This is a genomic window from Burkholderia sp. BDU5, assembly GCF_001522845.1.
In the GTDB taxonomy this organism is placed as follows: domain Bacteria; phylum Pseudomonadota; class Gammaproteobacteria; order Burkholderiales; family Burkholderiaceae; genus Burkholderia; species Burkholderia mayonis.
Window position 1 is genome coordinate 1 of the sequence record NZ_LOWC01000128.1, and the last position, 3,291, is coordinate 3,291.

The following is a 3,291-nucleotide window of genomic DNA, read 5'->3' on the forward strand; positions in this document are numbered from 1 at the left end:
CGCAGTGCGGATGCTGGTAGCCGGCGGCGCGGCGAACGTCTTCGGGCGTGGCCTCGCGCCAGCCGGCCGGCGGCTCGGTGCCGTGGAACGCGGTGTACTGCTCGCGTGTGAACAGGTCCATGACCGTGCACGGCGTGCCGACCAGCGTCTCGAAGTCGCGCGCGGCCGCCGGATCGTTGTCGATGCCGCCGATGCAGCGCCACGTCGCGGTCATGTTGCCGACGTGGGAGGTGGCTTTGGTGAAGCCCTTGGCGCCGCCGCCGAGGCCGCAGCAGAATCCGAAGCTGTTGTAGACGCGCTGATTGTCCATAGATGGCACAGAAGAAATCGGGAAAAAGAAGGGCGCCGAAATTCGGCGCCCCCTCAAGGCCGCGCAGTCCGAGGTAAGCCGCGCGGGATGCTCTGTCGTCTCAGCGAGGCATTCGCTGCGGCTCGGCGCGGCCGCGCGCGGCACGCTTCCACCATTGGTCGTCTGCGCCGGGCTTGTGCGCCGTGTACACGCGGCCCAACTGGCCCTTGTCGCGCAGAAACCCCCATTCCTTCGTGCGCCGCGCGCGGTGCGCGAAGATCGTCCAGCACTCGTGCACGCCGTGGTCGCGTGGCAGGATCACGCGATGGAACGAGTCGCCGATCAGTGCGTTGAACCAGCGCACGATCTTCGTGCCGGCACGCGTCTGTTCGTAGTACCAGCCGGCGAGGATCAGGGAGACGGCCCACGGCCACGGGTGATCGTGCAGGCCGCGATCGGGATCGCTATCGACGAAGCGGTGCAGGTATACGCGCACGCCGAGCAGCGTGAACAGGTAGTAGCGCTCGAGGTACGGGCGCCCGGCGTCGCTGATGATTCGGCACGGCAGGCGGCCGCTGACGAAGAATAGGAAGGTGCGCAACATGTCAGGTCTCCAGGGCTTTCGGCAGCGTCGCGTCGAGGCGTCGAATCAGCTTCACGATGTCCTCGGGAATGCGCATCGCATGGCTGCCGTGCATTGCGGCGAACGCCGGCCGCAGAAGGTTGCGTTCGTCGTCGCTCAGCTCGGCGTGTTCGAGGCGTGCGAGCGCGCGCCATAGCGGGTCTTGCGTATCGGTCATCGGGGGTGCTCCTGTTGAATGACGGCGACGACGCGATCGCATGTCGCGATGTCGAACCAGCCTATGTGACATTCCTCGTGGTTCGCGATGCCGAGCTGCCGAGCCAGCCAGACATATGCGTCGGTGCGCGTCATGCGGCCGGACTGCCAGATCGGGTTGAAGGCGGCTTTCGCACGTTTCCGCGCGTCACGAGTAGGCCCGTCGGCCAGCGTGCCGAGTGGGATCGCGGTGAAGGGGTGCAGGCCGACGTATGCCCGGCAGGAGCGACAGAGGAACGCCCACGGCCATTCGCCGTACTCGCGCCCGTAGATCGCCGAGTTGTTCACGATCTCGACGGGACCATCGTCGTATGGGCACGTCGTCGGAGTTGGCAGAGGGTTCTTGACGCGGGCCGTCGCGCGGCGCGACGGGTTCCACGGCGTCTTTTTGTCGGCAGCGCTCACGTTGCGTCAGATATGGCAGTCGACGACCGTGATCATCGTGTCGTCGGGCAGGCTGTCGAGCAGCTCGTTGACCTTCCGGTTCCAATCGCCGCTGTCGCTTTCGTCGTGTGAGATGCCGAACCATCCCATCGTGCCGCGCCCGTTCCACTGGCCGTCCTTCACGAGAGCGTATGTCACCGTCGAGCTATCGCGGGCCTGCTGCACGTATTGGTCGCGCGGCGTCAGGTACTCATCGACGCCATCCCATGGGTTGTCAAGCGCGGTAGCCACTGCCTTCATGGCCGGTTGAGCGTGGTATGTCTTGCGTGCGGCGTCGATGTCGCCTGCATGCAGAACCTCGCGTACGTGCTCCCATGCGTGCCACGTCGCGTCGCCGCGCGCGGCCGCAGCCTTGTCCCAGCGCTCGCCGGCCTTCTTTCCTGCTGCATCGCGCATAGCGTCGAAATCGATGTCGCCCTTGCGTGCGACGTCTGCTCGGCCGGGGCCATCGTCGGCACATGCACCCATGAGTCCAGGGCGTCCGCGTTGCCCCGTCGCACCATCCTTCAACTGCAGGAACCCGGACCACCGTCCTCCGACGACCCACCAGTCCCACTGCTTGCGCGGATTGGTGCGCTTGATCGCTTTCGTGACGTTGCCGGCCTGGTCGAGCAGGACATATCCGAATTTGTGCGCGCCGTCCGTGTCCGGCGCTTCTCCGAACGGAACGAGCGCGATGCCGTACCAGCTGGACAGCCAGTTGCCGAACGTTCTCAGTTGCGCTGTGGGCACCTCGACAAGCTCGTATCCCGGCGGCACGAATCGCATCCGTCGACCAGGAGCGAAGGACGGCGCATCGGGGTCGGGCTGAGAAAATTCCGCGCGCCAGTTGCCGTTGTCGTCGAAGAAACTATGCAGCGAGCCGTCCGGAGCTTTCAGGCGCGTCTCGGTCTGCGCGCCAAACTCGGCGCGCGCCTCGTCGGTTTTGTCGACATCCTGCACGAATTCATCGTCGTCGCCGGTGCATTCGAACTCGTGATACGGCTGGAGTTGCTTCTCGACATCGTTGCCGACGACGAGTACTGAAAAGTGGCTCATGGTGTTCTCAATGGTGAATTTGGGTGAGGGGGCGCTATCTCGGCATCCACTGCGTTCCGCGCACGATCCGGCCGACCGGCTCGAGCACGAGCACCTCGGATTCCTTCTCGCTGCGCACGAGCGCGCTGCCGCGCCGCTGGGCTTTCTCGAGCGACGCGTGACGCCTCGGCTTGCAATACCTGCCAACCGTCACGAACAGCGGTGCACTGGCGCCGACGGGCCCAAGCGTCAGCTCGTCGATGCGCGCTTCGAGCGCCGCGGCGTTCGCGCGCCAGGTGTCGGCCTTGAGGTGCGCGGCGTCCCGCTCGGCGGTGAGGCGTTCGACCTCGGCGCGCAGATCCGCGATGACGCGCCGCGTGGTGTCGGCCGCGACGGCCGAAGGCGGCAGGCTGGCAATGGCCTCCGCGAGCGACAGGGCGGGGGGCGGCGCCGGTACGGCGTCGGCTGGCGGGACCGGCGCGACGCCGCGCGCGAGCCAGTACACGTACTCGTTGCCACCGCCCGCGCGCTTCTCGCGCTCGACGATCGCCTCGCCGAGCATCCGGTTCAGCTCCTTCGTCACGTCGAGATGGGGGAGTCCGGTTCCGGTCGCCACGGCCTTCGCTGTGGCTTCCGACGTCGCGGCGAGATATTTCTCGATGTCCTGTCTCACGCTGCCTCCCGTATTGCATGCTGTCCGGCC

General features: G+C 66.4%; 5 protein-coding genes and 1 pseudogene. All 6 read right to left on the reverse strand.

Going from position 1 to position 3,291, the window contains the following annotated elements; translation table 11 throughout:
* Nucleotides 1-310 (reverse strand): annotated as a pseudogene (locus WS69_RS20185) (DNA cytosine methyltransferase); the annotation flags it as partial.
* A gap of 100 nt (nucleotides 311-410) precedes the next feature.
* The gene (locus tag WS69_RS20190) at nucleotides 411-893 is read right to left on the reverse strand and encodes a hypothetical protein (RefSeq protein WP_059472457.1); all 483 of its coding nucleotides are present in this window, start codon (nucleotides 891-893) and stop codon (nucleotides 411-413) included.
* Between the two features lies 1 nt (nucleotide 894).
* Entirely contained in the window at nucleotides 895-1,089 is a 195-nt protein-coding gene (locus WS69_RS20195) for a hypothetical protein (RefSeq protein WP_059472458.1), read from the reverse strand.
* Nucleotides 1,086-1,532: a zinc-finger-containing protein gene (locus WS69_RS20200; RefSeq protein ID WP_059472459.1), complete on the reverse strand. Its 447-nt coding sequence runs from the start codon at nucleotides 1,530-1,532 to the stop codon at nucleotides 1,086-1,088. The genes WS69_RS20195 and WS69_RS20200 overlap by 4 nt, the downstream gene beginning before the upstream one ends.
* 6 nt (nucleotides 1,533-1,538) lie before the next feature.
* Nucleotides 1,539-2,609, reverse strand: coding sequence for a hypothetical protein (locus tag WS69_RS20205; RefSeq protein ID WP_059472460.1), 1,071 nt, complete (start codon nucleotides 2,607-2,609; stop codon nucleotides 1,539-1,541).
* A 34-nt stretch (nucleotides 2,610-2,643) separates the two neighbouring features.
* Nucleotides 2,644-3,261 carry a hypothetical protein gene (locus WS69_RS20210; protein ID WP_059472461.1) on the reverse strand — a complete coding sequence of 206 codons (618 nt, stop codon included), beginning with the start codon at nucleotides 3,259-3,261 and terminating at the stop codon, nucleotides 2,644-2,646.
* Nucleotides 3,262-3,291: the final 30 nt, after the last annotated feature.

What these genes read in the sequence shown, in the direction of transcription:
- WS69_RS20195 (WP_059472458.1), bottom strand. Translation starts at nt 1,089, where the DNA reads ATGACCGATACGCAAGACCCGCTATGGCGCGCGCTCGCACGCCTCGAA.
- WS69_RS20205 (WP_059472460.1), bottom strand. Translation starts at nt 2,609, where the DNA reads ATGAGCCACTTTTCAGTACTCGTCGTCGGCAACGATGTCGAGAAGCAA.
- WS69_RS20190 (WP_059472457.1), bottom strand. Translation starts at nt 893, where the DNA reads ATGTTGCGCACCTTCCTATTCTTCGTCAGCGGCCGCCTGCCGTGCCGA.